Annotated in this window: 15 protein-coding genes; 6 read left to right on the forward strand and 9 right to left on the reverse strand. The window is 46.0% G+C overall.

Annotated features, from left to right (window positions below; genetic code table 11):
- The first annotated feature begins 28 nt into the window (after positions 1 to 28).
- The 4 genes from OSC7112_RS22930 to OSC7112_RS22945 all read left to right on the forward strand — a co-directional run bounded on the left by OSC7112_RS22930 (position 29) and on the right by OSC7112_RS22945 (position 3531).
- Positions 29 to 1681 carry a bifunctional ADP-dependent NAD(P)H-hydrate dehydratase/NAD(P)H-hydrate epimerase gene (locus tag OSC7112_RS22930; protein WP_015178141.1) on the forward strand — a complete coding sequence of 551 codons (1653 nt, stop codon included), beginning with the start codon at positions 29 to 31 and terminating at the stop codon, positions 1679 to 1681.
- A gap of 299 nt (positions 1682 to 1980) precedes the next feature.
- Positions 1981 to 2514: a peptidoglycan-binding domain-containing protein gene (locus tag OSC7112_RS22935; protein ID WP_015178142.1), complete on the forward strand. Its 534-nt coding sequence runs from the start codon at positions 1981 to 1983 to the stop codon at positions 2512 to 2514.
- 186 nt (positions 2515 to 2700) lie between these two features.
- Complete coding sequence (locus OSC7112_RS22940) at positions 2701 to 2838, forward strand: hypothetical protein (protein ID WP_223300672.1); 138 nt, start codon at positions 2701 to 2703, stop codon at positions 2836 to 2838.
- A 162-nt stretch (positions 2839 to 3000) separates the two neighbouring features.
- Positions 3001 to 3531 (forward strand): peptidoglycan-binding domain-containing protein, encoded by a 531-nt coding sequence (locus OSC7112_RS22945; RefSeq protein WP_015178144.1) that lies wholly within the window; start codon positions 3001 to 3003, stop codon positions 3529 to 3531.
- A 655-nt stretch (positions 3532 to 4186) separates the two neighbouring features.
- Here the strand turns inward: OSC7112_RS22945 and OSC7112_RS22950 are convergent.
- The 5 genes from OSC7112_RS22950 to tnpC all read right to left on the reverse strand — a co-directional run bounded on the left by OSC7112_RS22950 (position 4187) and on the right by tnpC (position 10436).
- A complete protein-coding gene (locus OSC7112_RS22950) occupies positions 4187 to 4660 on the reverse strand; it encodes a tellurite resistance TerB family protein (protein ID WP_015178145.1) in 474 nt (157 codons plus the stop codon).
- A 222-nt stretch (positions 4661 to 4882) separates the two neighbouring features.
- Positions 4883 to 6784, reverse strand: coding sequence for a M61 family metallopeptidase (locus OSC7112_RS22955; protein WP_015178146.1), 1902 nt, complete (start codon positions 6782 to 6784; stop codon positions 4883 to 4885).
- Positions 6781 to 7461, reverse strand: a complete 681-nt coding sequence (locus OSC7112_RS22960; protein ID WP_015178147.1) for a Crp/Fnr family transcriptional regulator — start codon at positions 7459 to 7461, stop codon at positions 6781 to 6783. The genes OSC7112_RS22955 and OSC7112_RS22960 overlap by 4 nt, the downstream gene beginning before the upstream one ends.
- A 160-nt stretch (positions 7462 to 7621) precedes the next feature.
- On the reverse strand, positions 7622 to 8506 hold the full coding sequence (locus OSC7112_RS22965) for a 3'(2'),5'-bisphosphate nucleotidase CysQ family protein (protein WP_015178148.1): 885 nt from the start codon (positions 8504 to 8506) through the stop codon (positions 7622 to 7624).
- Between the two features lie 433 nt (positions 8507 to 8939).
- Entirely contained in the window at positions 8940 to 10436 is a 1497-nt protein-coding gene (gene tnpC, locus OSC7112_RS22970) for an IS66 family transposase (protein WP_015176254.1), read from the reverse strand.
- A gap of 170 nt (positions 10437 to 10606) precedes the next feature.
- Here tnpC and OSC7112_RS22975 point away from each other — a divergent pair, with 170 nt between their 5' ends.
- Positions 10607 to 10804, forward strand: coding sequence for a hypothetical protein (locus OSC7112_RS22975; RefSeq protein WP_150111588.1), 198 nt, complete (start codon positions 10607 to 10609; stop codon positions 10802 to 10804).
- Here OSC7112_RS22975 and OSC7112_RS22980 read toward each other — a convergent pair.
- Both OSC7112_RS22980 and ltrA read right to left on the reverse strand, forming a co-directional pair.
- Complete coding sequence (locus OSC7112_RS22980) at positions 10788 to 12071, reverse strand: RNA-guided endonuclease InsQ/TnpB family protein (RefSeq protein WP_015178150.1); 1284 nt, start codon at positions 12069 to 12071, stop codon at positions 10788 to 10790. The two genes, OSC7112_RS22975 and OSC7112_RS22980, sit on opposite strands and share 17 nt — an antisense overlap.
- Before the next feature lie 5 nt (positions 12072 to 12076).
- Positions 12077 to 13777: a group II intron reverse transcriptase/maturase gene (ltrA, locus tag OSC7112_RS22985; protein WP_015175181.1), complete on the reverse strand. Its 1701-nt coding sequence runs from the start codon at positions 13775 to 13777 to the stop codon at positions 12077 to 12079.
- An 829-nt stretch (positions 13778 to 14606) separates the two neighbouring features.
- On the opposite strand from ltrA, the gene OSC7112_RS22990 reads away from it, so the two are divergent.
- On the forward strand, positions 14607 to 15383 hold the full coding sequence (locus OSC7112_RS22990; RefSeq protein WP_015178151.1) for a glycosyltransferase: 777 nt from the start codon (positions 14607 to 14609) through the stop codon (positions 15381 to 15383).
- 125 nt (positions 15384 to 15508) lie between these two features.
- Here OSC7112_RS22990 and OSC7112_RS22995 read toward each other — a convergent pair whose 3' ends face one another.
- Positions 15509 to 17434 carry an alpha-amylase family glycosyl hydrolase gene (locus OSC7112_RS22995; protein ID WP_015178152.1) on the reverse strand — a complete coding sequence of 642 codons (1926 nt, stop codon included), beginning with the start codon at positions 17432 to 17434 and terminating at the stop codon, positions 15509 to 15511.
- 288 nt (positions 17435 to 17722) lie between these two features.
- Positions 17723 to 18628 (reverse strand): Rpn family recombination-promoting nuclease/putative transposase, encoded by a 906-nt coding sequence (locus OSC7112_RS23000; RefSeq protein WP_015178153.1) that lies wholly within the window; start codon positions 18626 to 18628, stop codon positions 17723 to 17725.
- Positions 18629 to 19070 lie beyond the last annotated feature (442 nt).

A 19070-nucleotide genomic window follows, 5' to 3' on the forward strand; every position in this document is an offset into this window, starting at 1 on the left:
TGCTGTTAGCTGAAATTTTAGCACTAATATGACTATTCAAAAATTTGTTGTCACCGCCGACCAAATGCGGCAAATAGAAACCAGAATCTTTGCTGCTGGAATGCCAGTCGCAGCTTTAATGGAAAAAGTCGCGCTCCTGATTGCTAGACGCATTCAGCAGCTTTTGAAAGCGGAAGGAAGTTCGGCAACTAGCAGTGTACGGGATTTAACGGACAGAAGGAAAAGGGAAGAAGGGAAAAATCTTGTTAATTCTCAATTGCCAGTTATCGGCGTATTGGTTGGGCCGGGACACAACGGCGGCGATGCTTTGGTTGTTGCCCGCGAATTGCACTTTCAAGGGTTCCAAGTAGTTATTTACTGCCCGTTTTCTAAACTCAAAGAACTCACACAAAATCACGCTGATTATGCGCGTTCTTTAAAGATTCCATTTGTTGACAAAATTGAACTGCTGAAAAACTGCTATTTGCTCGTAGATGGTTTATTTGGCTTTGGATTAGAACGAGAAATCACCAACGCTACGGCCGCAGCTATTGACGAAATAAACAATTTAAATATACCTATTTTAAGTATAGACATTCCCTCGGGAATTCATACAGATACCGGAGAAGTTTTGGGGACAGCAATTCGGGCAAAACATACATTATGTTTGGGTTTGTGGAAAATGGCATTTCTGCAAGATAGAGCGTTAGAATATATCGGGAGTTCTGAATTAATAGACTTTGATATTCCCGCAGCAGATATTGCAGCAATATTGGGCGAAACGCCAGCAATACAACGCATTACAAAAGCATCGGCAACTCAGCATTTGCCGTTACCCCGATCGCCAATTTCGCACAAATATACCAACGGTCACATACTAATTATTGCAGGTTCCCGCCGCTACAGCGGAGCCGCAATTTTGTCTGCATTGGGAGCAAGAGCCAGCGGTGTCGGAATGCTGTCAATTGCCGTTCCCGAGTCGATTAAACCGATGTTGAGCAGTCAGTTGCCAGAGGCGTTAGTTATAGGATGTCCCGAAACCCAAAGCGGTGCAATTAGCGAGTTGCCAGTAGCAATTGATTTGGGCCTCTATGATGCGATCGCCGCAGGGCCAGGTCTGACATTGGAAGCGGCAATAGCTGTAGAATCTGTACTGGAGAGCGATCGACCTCTGGTGTTAGATGCTGACGGTTTAAATATCCTCGCTCAACTCGGCACAGTCCCGATTTTGTCCGAACGCTGTGCACTGACAATTATCACGCCTCACCCGGGGGAATTCAAGCGTTTATTTCCCGAATTAGCCGACGAAACCGGCGACGATCGAATTGCCGCCACTCAAGCAGCAGCTCAGCTTTGCGGTGCAGCGGTATTGCTCAAAGGAGCCAGAGTGTGCATAAGTTGGAAAGATGAGGGCGATTCCCTACGGGATAGCTACGGTTCACGTACCATCACCTACCTCAATCCCGAAAGCACCCCAGCCCTCGCCAGAGGCGGCAGCGGCGACGTTCTCACCGGCTTGTTAGGGGGACTGTTAGCAACTGCGATCGCCCGCAAATCCCCCCCCCAATCAGTCGCTGCAACAGCAGCTTGGTGGCACGCTCAAGCCGGAATCATGGCTGCCAAAGAACGGACAGAATTAGGAGTAGATGCCTTTACTTTGACACAGTATTTAATTGCAGCTTTGCGAGAGTTTGCTAAGTAAACAATCAACATGAGTTGGTAGGGCGCGTACCCCGCATCTTTGTATTTGGTAGGTGTGCACCGCGCACCTTGGCATTTTGTAGGGTGTGCACCGCGCACCTAGCCCCTTCGTTTGTATTGACAACGGAAGTCCTCATCAAGATATTACAACTTGCATTCCTTACGACAAACCAACGGGTAACTCAAACGAGTGACACTCAAATGAGTGACACTCCAAAAAGTGACTGTCCATTCACAAATCCCACCAGTTATACCTGAAATATCAAAGACCAAAACTTAAATATTGAGAGGAACTACATTATGTACACCGAAGAAAGAAGCTTAAACAATGAAACTACGGCTCTCGTCGCCGATACTACTGCTCAATCAAGTCTTGCATTTGCTGAAACCACTGCCATCAACAAACCCACTTTACAAAGGGGTTCAACAGGTCAAGCTGTCAAAGAACTACAACAGCTTCTATATCATTGGGGTTATTATTTTGGCCCGATTGACGGTATCTTCGACATCGAAGTTGAAAACGCCGTCAAACGCTATCAACACCGCGTCTTTTTACGTGAAGATGGGATTGTCGGCCCTCTCACCTGGCAAGCACTATACTCTGGTGCACCCGTGAATATGCCGATTCTGATGGAAGGTAGTTCAGATAATGCTGTGAAAATTGTCCAGAATGTCTTGAAATTGAATGGATACTATAGGGGTTTTGTTGACGGATTCTTCGGGCGAATGACAAAAGTAGCAGTGATACAATTCCAAACGGCTAAGGGTTTATTACCAGCCGATGGAATTGTCGGGCCGAAAACTTGGCACGCTCTGAGCAAGTTACCGCATTAATAACGCTTAAAATCCCGCTCGGTAGGTAGGGACATAGCATTGCTATGTCCTATTTCGCTTTGATGGGAAGGGCGAGCGCAAATTCTGTTCCCCTTCCCGGCGATGAAAAACATTAGAGCGACGTTCTCACAGGCCTATTGGGGGTGTCTTAGCAACAGCAATCGCCCGCAAGTACCCCCACAATTAGTGGTAACCACAGCAGTTTGGTGGCACGCTCAAGCCGGAATTATGGCTGCTCAAGAACCCACGGAGTTAGGAGTAGATGCCTTTACTTTGACAGAGTATTTAATTCCAGCTTTGCGAGAATTTAACCCCTGTATTTAAGTAGTTATACTTAAGTTAAATGAGTGACAAGCTAATGAGTGACACTCAAATGTGGTAGCACATAAAAGTGTCACTATAAAAAGGGACTGTGCAACCACAAAACCTATTAGTTATACCTGAAATATCAAATGCAAACACTCGAATACAGAGAGGATTTCGATCGTGTATACAGAAGAAAAAAACCCCAACAATGAAGCTATGGCTCTCGTCGCCGATACTAATTCTCAGTCAAATATAGCATTTGCTGAAGCGTCTGGACTGAACAAACCCACTGTACGGCGCGGTTCCACCGGTCAAGCTGTCAAGGAAGTACAACAGCTTCTATATCATTGGGGTTATTATTTTGGCCCGATTGACGGTATCTTCGGCATCGAAGTTGAAAACGCCGTCAAACGCTATCAACACCGCGTCTTTTTAAAAGAAGATGGGATTGTCGGCCCTCTCACTTGGGAAGCACTATACTCTGGTGCACCTGTGAATATGCCGGTACTCATGAAGGGCAGTTCTGGTAATCCTGTTAAAATTGTTCAGAATGTCTTGAAAATCAATGGATACTATTTCGGCTCCATTGACGGATTCTTCGGGCCGATGACAGATGTAGCAGTGCGACAATTGCAAATTAACAAGGCTTTACCCCAAGATGGAATTGTCGGCTATAGAACTTGGCACGCCCTCAGCAAGTTACCGCACTAATGACGGGTTGGATTCATATAAATTGTGCTTGTACGAGCGAAATGATTGTTGACTGTTGACTGTTGACTGTTGACTCGATTTTATTATTCTGATGCAACCGAAAACGATATCACTTTCAGTGATGGCAAAAAATCGGTAGCTCAATTAGGGATTTAGGCTTTGCCTAAGTCCCTAATTATCGTTAAGGGTAAGGGGAGCATCTCATATTTGTAAAAACACTGATTCTGGCTCCTGACTTCTGACTTCTGACTCTTTTCTCCTGGCTTCTGACTCCTGACTCCTAACTCCTATTTCTAGCGGAGGGCTGCTTTCATTGAGATGCTCCCAGGGTAAGGCAGCGCGCGGGAAGGGCGATTAAGAGCGGGATAGCTTCGCTTCACGCAAATTCTGTTACCGTTCTCGGCGATGAAAATATTCTTAACTTTGCCGTGTTTTTTTGTTAGTATATCCTACAATATTGGGAGTCACAATCCGGTTTATTTCCCTTCTGATTTAGTTGTAAATAGTTGCACTCATAAAGTTATTATTCCGATACTTACCTAACAAGACTTAGGCATGGGGGCTTATTCCCGGTTTGTAGGAATAATTCGAGGTTTAGTAACGAGAAATCTAGGAATTAACCGGGTTTTTAAGCCAAGCGCACGCAAGTCCCGAACTAGCCTTTGATGAATTTTTCTAATTTGTGAGCCATTTTCTCGACAATTCCCTCTGAAGTATCTGCAGCCGATGATTCAGCTTCAATACGCTTGACCGCATCCTCTGAAAGATTCAGCAACTGCACTAATTTTTGATAAGCTGCGGCTTCTTCAGCGTTAATTTTTGGTTCGTCGGGAGTACGAGAACTAGAGGAAATCACTTCATAGCCGAGTTGCAAGACTAATTCCTTTTCATCTTGAGTTTCTAGTTGACCGATCAACTCGTCAAGGGGGATATTTTGCATGATGTAATCCCGCAGTTCTTGTTGCATTTGTTGTCCGTCGGTATCTGGGGCAAACAAACGACAAAAGCGATCGAGCATTAAATTAACTTCTTCTGTGGCGAGTTCGCCGTCCGCCCAGGCCATAGAAGCAACAATTCTCAGCAGATTCATTTGGCGGGGCGTAATTGATGGAGGAGGTGGGGTTTGCATAATCAAAATTGGTAATTGGTAATATTAATTCCGGTGCAACCGGAATTATTGTTGACTGTTGACTGTTAACTCGGGGTCGAAAAACTGACGGGGTAGTTGAGTATTGACGGGCGATTCAATTTTACCAGGAGAATGCTAGCGGAATTGGGAATTGGGAATTGGGAATTGAGAATTGAGCTTAATTTCTTCTTGTCTTTTCTTTCCGGTTCCCCTTCCTTTATCTCACAAATTCGATAGAGGAACTCCCAGCCATCCAGTAAAGTTTTGTTTCTGAATAGCGGTGGGCTGTTCCACAGGCACGATCGAGTAACGTGTCGGGCGCGGCGGGGCGAGAGTAACAGGACAAGTCCGCAGTTCGTCTTGGTGAAAAACCGTCACCTCTATTGTGTCCCCCGGCTGATAATCTTTAAGCCTCTCGCCCGCTTGTTCTGCATTTACCCGAAAACCTTCGATCGCCAGCAACTCGTCTCCAGCATCAATTCCGGCTAATTGTGCCGGAGATCCTACTTCGACAAATTTAACCATTTCCCGCCCGTTTTCCGTTCCCAACGTCCAACCGATGCGAGGTGTTTCGCTAGTTTCGCCTGCGGTGAGTTCCAGCCCGAAAGGTTCCAGATACTTGTTGTAAGGCAACTCTTCTGTACCGTCTATATAGCGCGCGAAAAAGTCGCTCAAATCCATGCCGGCGACGGACTCGATCGCACTTTGCAAATCTTCGGGAGTAAAGCCTATTTCTGCTGGCAGCGAAGGAGAATTTAAGTGTCCGTTTGAGGTTAAATGCGCCGCTTTGCCGTCTGTTCGAGACTTCAGGTCAAAATCGCCGTTTTGGGCCGAATTAGCATTGCCAAACTGCTGCCACATCAAACGCATCACATCGTCGAGCGAGCGATCGTTGCCGTGTCTGGCTCGAATCAACAAATCGAGCAAAAACGAAACAACTTCCCCTTTCAAATAATAGGAAATCTGCGAATTGTCGCTATTAGCATCCCTGCGATAAAGTTTAATCCAAGCATCCCAGCTCGACTCGCTGACAGGCTGCACGCTCCGCCCCGGAGTCATTTGCAAGCGAGTGATTTCCTTAGCCAGATTTTGAAATAAACCCTTCACGCCGTAGAGACCCGATCGAAAAGGAATTACCAAATCGTAATAACTGGTAGTGCCTTCGGAGAACCACAAAGAAGGAGTATAATTTTCTTTTTCGTAGTCAAATACTTCGAGAGCTTTCGGTCGAATGCGCTTGACATTCCAGAGGTGAAAAAACTCGTGAGCTACCAACTGAATAAAACGTTCATACTTTTCCTTAGCCCGAAAGCCAAAACGCGGATAGTTGAGAGTGCAGCTCTCCTTGTGTTCCAAACCGCCAAAACCCGAGCCGGACAAATGCAGGAAAAACACATAGCGTTCGTAAGGCAAACCGCCGAACATTTTTGCCTCGACTTCGATCACTTTTTGGATGTCTCGAATCGTGCGATCTGGTTCTAAATTGCCTTTTCCCCAAACAACTAGCTGGTGGGGTTTTCCCCTCACTTCAAAGTCGTACACTTCGTGACAGCCAATCTCAAAAGGACTATCGACAAGGGTATCAAAATCCGCAGCAGCGAAAGTAAAATTTTGACCGGAAACAGGCGGCAAAGTTGTAACGGTGCGCCATTCTGGCTGCGGTGGCACAACTGTCACGGTGTAACAGTTGCGCTCAAAACCGGGCAAGAAAAAGCACAAAGCCGCCGGATTGAAATAACCGTGAGTCGAGTCTAAATGATTGGTTCGCACTGTCAGTTCGTTGGCAAAAATGCGGTAGAAAACCGTGATATCTGACACCGAATCGGTCTCGATTTGCCAGTGATTTTTGCTTTTTTTGCGCCAAGGTAAAGCTCGATCGCCCGCCAGGGAGCTAAAATCTTGCAAGTGGCGGGCGTACTCTCGAACCAAGTAAGAACCGGGAGTCCAGACAGGCATTTTTAAATCCAGAACCGGCTCCGACCAACCTTGCACGCGCAAAGTTACTTCAAAAAGGTGGGATTCAGGATTGGGCATCGCCACCGAATATTGAATTGTCGGTGCTGTTAGTTGCCCCTGACAGTTGCCGGCAGCGGACGAGGTATCCAAAGAAGTAACATCAGTCATTGACTTGCCAAATTAATCAAGTGCTTGAGGTTGATCAAATGGATAGTTTGGTTGTCTGGATCGATTTTGATCCAACCTTTACTATCGAGTTTTTCCATAATTTTGCTGGTTTCATCTAGGGTGATATCTGTGACATCAGCTAAGTCTTCATAAGGGATATTGAAGATATCTTTGCCCTCAGCAGTTTTCTGACCGTAGTTTTCTGCCAGCTCGACTAAAGTATTTGCTAGTTTAACCGCTGGCTGGCGGTTTCGGAGTTGATAGCGGAGATTGGTTTGGCGGAGTCGCCGTACCATCAGTTGCAGCATCCGGTGGTGCAATTGCGGGTCTTTAAACAGGGTTTGGATAAATCGCTGAGCTGTGACGCTCAGAAGTCGCACGGGCGATAGAGCAAGTACGTCATTCGATCGGGGAGATTCGTCCAGAATGGCCATTTCGCCGAAGAAGGCACCCCGTCCTAAAATAGCCATTGATACAGCTCGATCGTTTGACAAGCGGCGGACTTTTACCCAGCCAGACACGACAAAGTAAATCGCGTTGCCCCAAGAATCCTCCATCACCACAGCTCGGCCCGGGGGATACTCATGCTTGACGGCATTTGATAGCAGCCCTCCCAAGGTTTCTGGGTTAGCACCCTTAAATAGAGGGAATAGCTCACTGAAAGCTTCTGTCTTCATGCAAACTCGCGGAGGTGGGAAATATGATTAGGCGACACCCAACAGCTAGGGAACGATCGATGTTTGGGAACACAAACAATCTGTTGCTCCTTTAATTGATGATAAGGGTGCAGAGGCCCGGTTCACGTAAAATCGGCAGATTCTTTAATCTTAAACGGGTTTACAAGCCTGTCACTGCCTGTTGAACTTTGCCCAACAGAGGTTCTATGTAGTTCGGCCAGCCGATCGCGATTGACTGCGTGTGGGCTAGAGTCTCCGGCTCGATCGCATCTGCCGTCCACCTCAGCGGTTGACCTTGCAAGTCGCAACAAACCAATCCGGCTGCTTTTGCTAGAGCCAGAGGGCCGGCGGTATCCCACACTTTCACTCTGCCGTTGAGATACAGGTACAAACCAGCTCTACCGAAGATAACTTCCATCACTTTTAAGCCAAAGCTGCCCAGCGAGTAAAATTCGGCTCCGGGGATGCTTTGGGCGATCGCCCGGGCGTAGTTTTTCTGGTCTTTGTCTCCGAGAACAATTTTACAATTTTCCGCTGTCGGAGCCGGGGGTTTGCACAGGGCGATCGGCTGAGGCGCTTGGGTTCCGACAGTTTGGAACAATCCCCAATCTTTGCCGCCAAAATACATTTGGTCAAAAGCCGGGGCGTAGATCCAGCCGGCCACCGGTTTCCCCTCAAGCAGCAGCCCCACCATCGAAGCGTAGTGCAGTTTTCCCCGAATAAATTCTTCAGTCCCGTCGAGGGGATCGATGCACCAGAGGCGCTGGTAATTGGCGCGGTAAGCTGCTCTGGAGGCGGTGTTTTCCTCGGTAATCCTGCCGTCTTCAGGAAACAAAGCGCTAAATGCTGCCGATAGTTGTCGGTCTAGGTATCGATCGATACTCGTCACGTAGTCGTTGGGCCCTTTCTCGGAAACTTCAAAAGGTTCGGCTGCGAGCTTGTAAGCTTCTTGACCGCACTCGCGCAGGGTGTAGCGAATTTTTTGGTCTTGCTCTGGAGAAATATACATGAGGTTAAACATAAATGCTTTAGCTAACTTCAGCATAAAAGCTTAAGTCCTTGGAATCGATCGACCCCTGTCACTGTTTTTGATTCGTACAGGATTTGCGCGCGGGTGTCGAGAAACCCGGTTTCCTAACCGTCAGCGCCGTTGCGATACAAACCCCAGACAGGATTCGCGGAACTCAAAAAAATTCACACATAAGGGAGAACCCCCCAGATTCATCTAAAATCTAAAATCTAAAATCTAAAATCTAAAATCGACTGACCGATCGCACTAGCACTTTCAACAGCAGAGGATAGAATCTTCTGAGGTTAGATAATTTGTAACTGCTCACCGCAACTGCGTTGCAGTATCGCAAATGGAGCCACAAATGGTGATGGAAAAATTTGCGCGTTTTGTAGAAACGGGAAATTTCCCAAGCTCAAAATGCAGGCTGCCACTGAAAATAGCTACCGTCACAAGCCCACAATTAAGTTCAACTGAACTGTAAACCCGGAGGACTACGACCTGCTAAACAAAGTAACTGATAAAGTTGCGCGATCGCTTCATGTCCTTGCAACCGAACTGTTTCGAGAAAGCTGAACATTTGAGCCACCAGTTGAGCGCCCCAATCGCTGCGCGCCCCGCCAGTTACTTTCCGATGTACAACTACTGGACGTAAAGCTCTTTCGGCATCATTGTTATCAGGTTTCACTTGTGGATAATCTAAAAAGGTGAACCACTCTGTCCAATGACGTTGCATTCGGTTGGTTAATCGTTGGGCATCGGCAGGCCATCCCGTAACTGGTGGATTGTGCAAAACTGCTTGCAGTTGAGCTTCAATTACCGAACGATTGCCAGCGAGTTGAAGGCAACTCAATTTCCCAGCATGATAGTCCCTGTGCAAAGTTCTGGCAGTGGTTAAAATCTCACCCACGCCTTGGGCAAACAAACGATTAGCTTCAAATCGACTGAGCTTGAGTGCTTCTAAATCTCGTTCCAGATGTGTTAAACATTTCTGTTTCGCCGCTGCTGATTGTCGGTTGTAAGCACTGAAACAATCGCTGCTGAGAATGCCTTCAAAGTTTTGTCCCAATAACTGCTGAAGTTCGGCACTACTCCGAGTCGGAGCTAATAATAGTACACAAACTCGATCGCTGGTGGCTACCCACAACCAATACTTGATGCCATCAATACAGTAAGTTGTTTCATCTACGCAGCGCACTCCCGGCTGTTGCACGTAGGTGAGCCATTGTTGATAAATTGGCTGCAAACTTTGCTGAAAGTAGCGCTGCATTTTGGCTAAACTTCCTTGAGAGATGGGTACTCCTAAGACGTGTTCCACAAAATATTCTTGTTTTCTCCAGGGTAAGTTACCACCATATCCCAGCCAACCCACCACGCTACATAACCTGCTACCATAGCTAAACCCTTCGATGACGGAGGGTGGTAGTTGAGAGTATCCCGACCAGCCACAATCAACACACTGACATAATGGGCGACGGTATTCTCTGATTTCTACTGGTTGCTCTACCAATTCGGCTACTTGTTGCACTTTGGTTGGTGTTGTTGTGATCGCCTCAACTCCTGCCTGACAAACTGGACATCGCTCGGGTTGTAACTCAATGATGTGGTCGGGTTCGCCAAATCCATTTCGTGTCTTGCCCGGATGGTCGTATTTTGGACCGCGTTTTTTTCCTTTTTTTCGCTTGCTTTTGTCGCTAGGTTTTTTAATTTGGTCGGCTGATGGAGGGATAGAACTGTTTGATGAGGAGCGGTTTTTCAGCTTGGATAATGCTTCTTTTAACTGTTCGATTTCCTGTTGTTGTTCTTCGATAAGCTGCTGTTTTTCTGCCAGTTTTCGCTGTTGCTGTTTGAGTTGCTGTTGTTGCTTGAGCAGCCATTCTCCTAATGACAGCATTGTCTGTGCCATCTGCTCTACTGCGATGGCTATCTCTGGTGGTTCGCTGGTCAGTGCTGGTGTTTTAAGCATGAAAGCTACTATACTCTATTTTCGTCGGCTTTGGCTCAACCCCTTACTACACTTGCAACAGATGCAACAGAGGCCAGCTCGATTGCCATCATTAGCAATACCGCAACGCAGTTGCGGTGAGCAGTTACGATAATTTGTGCCAGCACCAGAATAATTATAAGGAGAATAGTTTGAAATACGATTGGGCATTAGGTCGCAAAATAGACCTAGATGGAATTGACCGCGATGCACAACTCGGCAAATGCCCCCGCCACGTCCTGCGGGCCCTCAGAGACAGCTTAAATGCCACCGTTCACGCCCCGGATGGCGAAGCGATATCGTTGAGTGACAAGCTGCGATCGAAAATTTCTTCTAAACCCGAACATTAACCGCCGCCCGCAAATTGTCCGAGCAAGTCAGCAGCGACGACGTGATATTTTTTGACACTCCCCTGCCTGAAGGCGAGGGGATTCTAGGATCGGCCAGTCGATTTGCTCCAAAGGATGCTACCACCAGCGAGTAGAGCTCGGTCTGTCCCCCAGCGTGAATTCCGGTGTGCCCCACCGTATTTAAATTGATTTTTGCTTGCTTGAAACCCTTTACCAAAATGTTTCTCGCGGCGTTGTGGTCGCGATCTAATATCGTTCCACAACCGCAAATATGGGTTCGAGTTGATAGGGTTTTCTTGACCTGGTTGCCACAATTTGAACACTCCTGGGATGTGTATTGTGGTGGAATAGCAATTACGGTTTTGCCGTACACTTTCCCAAAATACTCCAACCACTGAGCAAACTGCGACCACGCTGCATCGCTAATTGATTTAGCAAGCTTGTGGTTTTTGACCATGTTTCGCACCTGAAGGTTTTCGTAAGCTACAAAATCGTTAGATTTTACCGCGCACAATGCCGTCTTTATGGCAAAGTCTTTACGCTGCCTGCTGACCTTTAGGTGCTTTCTTCCTAACTTGTTAATCGCTTTCTTTCGATTTTTAGACCCTTTCTTTTTCCGAGAGACTCGCTTTTGCAATCTCTTCAAAGCTTTTTCGCTTTTTCGGAGATAACGGGGATTGGGAACTGTTTCGCCGTCGCTGTCAGTATAGAAGTGGTTCAACCCTACGTCTATTCCGATAACTTTACCAGTCGGAACAAGTTCCTCTTTTCGCTCTACGTTGATGCAAATTTGTGCGTAGTATCCGTCGGCACGGCGCACAACTCTAATTCGCTTAATTTCATCAGGTGCATAAAAATGCAAGTCTCGACTACCGATTAATTTGAACTTCCCAGCGGCAAAACCATCTTTAAACGTCAAGCATCTTTTGTCGTGAGAAAGTGCCCAGCCGGATTGTTTGTACTCAACGGCTCGGGTATGCTTTTTGAACTGTGGAAATCCCTTTTTTCCTGGTTTTTTAGCTTGGCAATTAGCAAAGAAACGTTGAATGGCAAAAATAGCACGTTCCGCCGAAGCTTGACGTGCTGTTGAGTTAAGCTTGCCTGCCCATTCAAACTCTTTCGCCATGAGGGCGCATTGTTTGTACAGGTCTACTAACTTAATTCCTTGATTGTCTATCCAATGTCTCAGAGTTTTATTGTCGGGTAGGAGAGCATACGTCGCCGCATCTCTCCCCCCTAAGAACCGTACTTGACACTTTCGCATCATACGGCTCAAGCCTCCAGAACCTCAGAACTTTTACCCGTATGTACGTGCTTGTGGCAGGTGAGGTGTAGGTGGACTAGGTTGTTTTCCCTATTAGTTCCCCCATCTTTCACTTGCATTTTGTGGTGGGTGTGTAGCTTTTCTCCATTGAACAGGTGTTCACCGCATACGGGGCATCTCCAGCTTTGGCTCTGGGCTACATTGAATAGCTTTGAACCTTTGGCAAAATATGTTTTTCCGTAGTTAGTTCTACGTTTTTCCCAGTATTCGGTAAGGTTGGGGTCATCAGGGGACGCCGTTCCTTTGATTTTGACGTGGCGGGTTATTGGTAAGTCTCCGAGTTTCGTTAGGATTAGGTTTTTCTTCCTCCCATTTCTGTCTTCAACTGCTGCATGAAAGTTCCATTTCCTGCCATTGACAGTGATGAAATACTTTCCTGCCACCCACTTCTTCCCCTTGTTTGGATGTCTGCTTAGTGACCATTTCCAGATTGCCTGAAAAATTTGGTGGTCAACATAGCTGAACACTTCGCTACTTACCCCGTGCTTATAGTAGTTTCCCCACCCCCTGATTCGGGGGTTTAGGTATTGGATAACTGCTTCCGGGCTGGCGTGTTTATTGGTTTTTAGCCATTCCCGAATTTCTCTAAGGAATAGTTTGACTTTTTCCTTTTGAGGTTTTACTAGACAGCTTTCCTGGAAGTGTCGGACATTAAATCCCAGAAAGTTGAATCCTTGTTCTATATGAACAATATTGGTTTTGTCCTCATTTAATTCCAGTCCTCTTGTCTTGAGGAGTTCCTTTACCGAGGGAATTATTTCCTCAATATCCTCTTTTGTTTCGGCGGTGATAATGAAGTCGTCAGCGTATCTGACAAATCCATATTTAGGCGCTCTAGGAGACTTGTTCTTCCCTTGCCTTTTCTTAAATTGACTTAGGAATTGTTCTATTCCGTCCAGCGCTATATTAGCTAAAAGGGGTGAGATTATCCCCCCTTGTGGTGTTCCGCTTTTCGTTTCGTGGAATATCTCAGATTCTACATAACCTGCTTTCAGCCACTGTTTAATTAACTCTCTGCCTGGTATTTCTCCAATAGTTTTGAGTATGAAGTTGTGGCTGATGTTGTCGAATGCGCCTTTGATATCTGCGTCTAATACCCACCTGTCATTCCCTTGTTTATTAAGGCGAATCCAAGAGTGTTCTATGGCATCATGACAGCTTCTACCTGGTCTGAAACCGTAGCTGCTACCCTCCATTCGGGCTTCCCAACTAGGTTCCAGTGCATTCTTGATTACTGCTTGTGCTATACGGTTTTTAACTGTTGGAATCCCTAATGGTCTTTGTTTTCCATTGGCTTTTGGAATATATACCCTTCTAGCGGGTTGAGCTTTCCACAGGGTGTAATCCTTCATTTCTTTGACGAGTTTTACTCTTTCGGAGGGGGTGGTTGCCGTCTGACCGTCTATGCCAGCCGTCTTTTTCCCCTCGTTTTCTTGAGTTACTCTCCGCACTGACAGTAGTAGGTTGGAGTAGCTACATATCATCAGTTTCATAAGGCTGCGAACCTTATTCCACTGTCCGTTCTGGGTTGCTCGATAAATTCTCCGTCTCAGGTTTTTAATCCGTCTATTCACAAGTTTCCAGTTGATGGATTCCCATGTTCTCAACGGTTCCTTCGTTCCGATGTCATTACTGACCCTATCTTTCACGTCGGTTCAATTCCTTTACTTTGATTTATCGCTGAAGACCTACCAGAAGTCTGCCACCTTTTGGTGAGAGGCAAATTTTGAACCCCTATCCAGGGCGTTACCCTTGGCTTTCGCTTTTTCTGGCATCCTTTACCCCCTCGGCAGTTCCGTCTTCCTTACGGTTGACCTACTTGGGCTTTCGACCTTACCCAAGAGCTAGTGGGGTTTACCGTGTTTCGTGTATGTGACCTGCGAGAGGTTCGGGTTCCATCTATACTCCGACAGGGGTTTTACTCCTTCATCGTTGATGTCCGAACTTCAACGACTTACCTGCTTGCCTTTTGGCATGGCGTATCAGCTCATTTCGCCATTGTCATTTCACGGAGCTTACGATGATTCACTTTCGTTAACCCTTACCTCCCTTTCCCTTGCCGGATATATCAAACGAGCTGTCCGTATTCCAGCTTTTGTGCCTTGCATTCCCTTAGTTTCATTACTTACTATCTCGGTAGGCGGGGTACTTGACCCTTTTACATGGGAATATGGGGAAGGAGTCCCATAGAGGAGACGGCTCCTCAGTCTTTAGTGCTGATGCACCTACACACGACTTTCACGTCGCACTCGCACAAATTGAGCCGTCCGAATCATGTCGTCGATGATTCGATATTGCTCTGCTTTGCCCTTTAATTTAAACTCTAATACTATCATTGCAATAGTTTACCACTTTTACATAAACTTTTATTTGCCAGCTTGCATCTTTAACGAATCTTCACAGTTTTATTAAAGCCGTCCTGTAAGGACGGGGCTTTAGACCCAGTTTCTTGGTAACGGCGAGGACATTGGCATTCCAGTGGCGGCGGTTTGCGGGGCTAAGCCCGATCGTCCGAAAATTGTTGTACATTTCCACAATATCGATCGGCTGCGCGGCCGCCTCGCCCTAAAACTATTTGGTTTGGCTGACAAAATAGAGGTGTTCATGGCCTGCGCCAGCCCTCAAACTGACTTCCTCCGCAGTTATTTAGCTTTACCTGAATCCCGGATTTTAGTGCATCTAGACCAGACAGACACCCAGTTTTTCACACCCGGTCCCGTTTCTGGCGATAAAAAGCGGCAAACGGTTGTTAGCGTCGGATTAGAAAAGCGCGACTACCGACTCTTAGCAGCAGCAACTGCTGACTTAGATGTTGACGTAAAAATTAGCGGTTTTTCTAAAGATGCCAAAGCTTTATCGCAAGCTTTCCCCGATACTATGCCAGAAAATATGTCCCGCAAATTCTACGAATGGCCGGATTTAGTGCAGCTTTACCGCGATGCAGACGTAATTGCAGTTTGTTTGGCGGACAATAAATATGCTGCTGGAGTGCAGGGTTTGCTAGAAGCAATGGCCTGCAAGCGGCCGGTCGTCATTACTCGGACTCAAGGTATGGTCGATTATTTAGCGGCCCCGGATATTGCCAAAGTGGTAGATGTGGGAGATGCAGCAGGTTTGCGCGAGGCGATCGTCCATTTGCAAAAAAATCCTCAAGAAGCTGAATCTCAAGCGCAGCGGGGCTGCGAAATGGTGGTGAACCAGCACAGCAGCGAACCTTATGTCGATGTTTTGGCCCAGAAGCTGCGATCGATCTAAACTCGTAATATCAGCAACGGGCTTTCCGGCCCGTTCCACAAAACAGAAACTTGGTTGTGGAACAGCCCGGAAAGCCTGTTCATTAAAAACTGGTAAAACAGCCCGGAAAGCCTGTTGATTAAAAATCACGACTCGCGTCCACTCGCCCACTTATCCCGCCATTTCACAGTCCCTTCCGAAACTAAAACCCAGCGGCGACAAACCAGATTTTCTCGCAGCGGCGACAGTCCTTCCCGTAGCAGCGCATACTTATAAGAAATCAACTTCCCCGCACTTTCATTAAAAGGAATTTCCCCAAACCAAGTATTAGTATTGATATACTCCAAGGGATAACCCTTACTAATATCCCAATTCCCCAATTCAGGACAATCTCCAATCACCACAATTCTTTCCCCAGGCTGAGTTCTAACGCTGTTAAGCTGCGCCCGCACAATAGTTTTCGCCTTAACTCGCTCTCCGACGCGACTAAAAATCATTACTTCCTGCGAACCCAACTCTAAATTATACAGCATTCCATCTTTAACTTCAAACTTGCGGCGCGATAAAACCTCCGTATGCTCTCCATCAGGGAGCTCAGTATCAACCTCTTTAATTGTCACAGAATTCCCACGATTCATCGCTACAAATACTACCGAATCGCGATAGCGGCGCACGTAACAATAAACATCAGCAGTTAGATATTTTTGCCACTGACTCCCCATCGAAATAGCTGGATTCAGCCGCCGCAATCCCGACAGCAAACGCACATCTCGGTAAATCGGCGAATCAGTATCCCACTTTTCCATCATCGGGCGGTTGTAGGGGTCATTTCCCCCATCTGTATCATCGTGCAGATACTGTTCGGTGCCGTAATAAATGCAGGGAATGCCGCGAGTCGTCATAATTAAACATATCGCCAAATTCAGCATTTCTGGAGCGGGATTCAACGACTGAAACCTCGGCATATCGTGGTTGTCAATAAAAGTAATCAACTCCGTCGCCCCGTAGTAGCGGTGATCCAAATTCAGGACATCTTGGACTAACTTAAATCCCGCCTCCGCACCCTTTCCCAATACTTCTCGAATTGCCACGCACAGACCAAAATCTAAAATAGTCATCCCCGACTCGTTGGCAAATTCCACAGAACGATCGTTTCTAGGGTCGCTGTAAATCCATTCGCCAAAAATGAAAACATCAGGTCTGTGTGTTAAAATGTCAGCATTAAATTCCTGCCAAAACCAAATAGGCATATGCTTGACTGTATCAACCCGCAAAGCATCAACACCTCTGTCCAGCCATTGTTTAATTGCTGATTTAATGTAATTGCGGTAGGCAATATTGTTTTCGTTGAAAGTTGCTAAACCCGACAGTTCGCAGTTTTGGACTTGCCATTCATCTTCCCAGTTTGTGACTTCGCCGTAGTGGTGATACCAGTCATCTTCATCGTCGTTAAAGTCAGCTATTTTTACGCCGTCATCGTAGAGTTCCCCTTTTTTTCCGCTAAAATCTGGGTTGCTGTGATTGCAGACAATATCGAGCACGAGTTTCATATTTCGCTGGTGCAACTCGTGTACTAATTTGTCAAATACGGTATCTTTAGTTTCTTGTGTTTGGTTGATAGAAGGATTGTCGCCTTTGGCAATAAAGCGGGGATTTAGTCGCTTGAAATCTTTAGTCCAGTAGCCGTGAATCGCCGCTTGTTCGACAAATAATGCTTCTACTTGCTCGAACAGTGGAGTCAGCCAAACTGCGCTAACTCCCATATCTTTTAAGTAATCGAGTTTGTCGATAACTCCCTGCAAGTCGCCGCCCCAATACTTGCCCCAATCTTTCCCTTCTGGATCGTAAAGTTCTGGATTGGGGCCTTCGTTATTTGCGGGGTCGCCGTCGTAAAAGCGATCGACTACAATGAAATAAATTGTTTCTTGTCGGAATTCAATGTCTCTGGTGTAGAGGAATTCTAAATCGATTTCGCTTTCTGGCTTAACTTCTTCTACCAGAGACTGAATTTTGTCTTCTGACTCTGTAACTTCGTATTGAGAGGAAGTTTGATTGGGAGTGACTGATGTCATGAGATGTATTTTTTGATTATAGTAAGATTTGTCAGTTATGCGGAGCTAGAGTCGGAGATAGCTTTCCCCTGTGACTGACTTTTACAGCATCATACGGAATTTACTCGTTTAATGAAATCTGCCTTTAGACGGAGGGCAGACTCATCCTTGAGTATTAAGTGGATGAGAGTTAATATTTAGCGTAATTCTCAATCCAAGAGGCAGAACCTCAAAAACCTGCGCTACCAGGCTGATTCTGGTAACGAGAAAAGCTGCACTAATTGTGCGATCGTACTTTTTCCCTTCTTTTCATTCCTCCCGCAAATTTTGGATATCTTCAACGCTCAAACCAGTAGTTTGACTAATTGTTTGATTGTCAAGGAAATTGAGAAGTTGCCTAGCAATTTCTAGAGCCTTTTCTCTCATTCCTAGGGCGAGTCCTTCTTCTCTACCTTCTTGTCGCCCTTCTGCGATGCCTTGTTCTCTGCCTTGTGCGATTCCTTTTTCAATTCCCTTGAGCAAGACACCCTGCCGATCCAGAATAAACATTTCGCGTTCTTCTAAATCTGCCAACTCCTCTGGATTCAAATTAGTTTCATTTGCAATCGCAAAAGCTTGCTGTATTTCCGAGACTGTTTCCATTGTTGACGGCACTATTTCCAAGGTGGGAGCATTTTTCATAAAATAAATCCACTTGTCAGTCAAAGTTTCTAACTCATCCAGTTGTTTATTGAATTTTGGCAATTCGATAAAGATCGGTTCAATCTCTGGATCGACATAATCAAATAAACGCTTTTTCTCCTTGAACACAAAGTGAGAAATTACTTCTCGGTCATTGTCAAACATTTCAAAATCAGTAATTGTCAAAGCAATTACAGGTTTTAACTTAAAGTAACCTTGACCGCGAATCAGTTGAGTAGAATAAGTTTTCGCAGCATTGTAAACCACTCGTTTCGCAAAAGATGCTACATTTAAAACTTGCATCTCGATAATTACAGTTGCGCCTCCTGCAAGTCTGGCTTTGACATCTAGGTAAGAGTCTTTGAGATACGGAACTCTCGATGCTAAATACGGGTCGATAATTTCTAGGTCGGCGATGGTGGGGTTGCCATCATAAATCATGGCATTGAGAAAGCTGATTAAAATTGGTTTGCTTTCGTTGGAGCCGAATATTTTTTTGAAGGCAAACTCGATTTTGGGGTTAATTAATCTCAATGTCAATCTATTTTAAAGTGAGTTACCTATTATTTTAATCCAGTAAAAAATGGGTTATACCTGTTAGAATTAAGAGCGATATCCAAGCTTGAGCCGGGGACTCCATCAGCCATTAGCGCTTGCTCTATGTTCTATTCTGTCAAATCGACTTGTCGAATCTCTTCTAGCGTCATATCCAAGCATTTCGCGATTTGCTCGTCGCTCAATCCTATTGCTTGCAAGCGTTGGATCGCCTCAATTTTTGCCTGCTGCTTTCCCCGCCAAAAATCAGGCGACTCTTCCCGTGACGCGCCGATATTAAGTCTGGACTTCCCCCATACAAATGTACTAACAGTCCTAAAACTCTTACTCTACAAAGGATGCAACTTTTGAGCTGAAAATTTGTACCCATTTATCAGCAATAGCTGACGCAGGATCTCGCGCTCAATTGTTGTAGATTCAA

The organism is Oscillatoria nigro-viridis PCC 7112 (assembly GCF_000317475.1).
Taxonomy (GTDB): domain Bacteria; phylum Cyanobacteriota; class Cyanobacteriia; order Cyanobacteriales; family Microcoleaceae; genus Microcoleus; species Microcoleus nigroviridis.